The organism is Haloarcula sp. Atlit-47R (assembly GCF_003665985.1).
Taxonomy (GTDB): Archaea; Halobacteriota; Halobacteria; order Halobacteriales; family Haloarculaceae; genus Haloarcula; species Haloarcula taiwanensis.
On record NZ_QPLQ01000088.1, the window covers coordinates 1 to 445 of the forward strand.

The following is a 445-nucleotide window of genomic DNA, read 5'->3' on the forward strand; positions in this document are numbered from 1 at the left end:
CGCCGGTTAATTCTATCGATGGGCGCGAAACCCGGCGTTGTCGCCCGCGGACATATCGACTTCGCTACCGTACCGTCCGCCCGCCGGGCCACGCTTCAGTGTGCGGTTGTCCAGTCTCGCTGGCGGTCTCCGACGGTGACTGGACGATGGTCTCGACCGTACTTACCTCCCGTGTCGTGACTTTCAGCCCCGAACGGACGGGGAAAGACCAATATGTTTATTACATACGATTGCTTGGTATCATACCACGAGGCAGAACAAATAATGGTGATTCAGAAAGTCGGGGCCGTCCTTGATAGAATCGGCTTGGAGAGCGTTCGTTCAAGTCCGCTGTCAGTCTTCTTCATCCTGTTTTCGGTCGTCGTCGTCTTCTTTGCGAGCCAGTTCCCGTCGGGTGACGGCGTCGGGCCGTCGTTCTTCCCGATTGCGGTGTCGGTCGGCATCA

General features: G+C 57.5%; 1 pseudogene. It reads left to right on the forward strand.

The window, feature by feature from the left end:
* Positions 1-264: 264 nt before the first annotated feature.
* Positions 265-445: pseudogene (locus tag DVK00_RS21005) on the forward strand (tripartite tricarboxylate transporter TctB family protein); the annotation flags it as partial.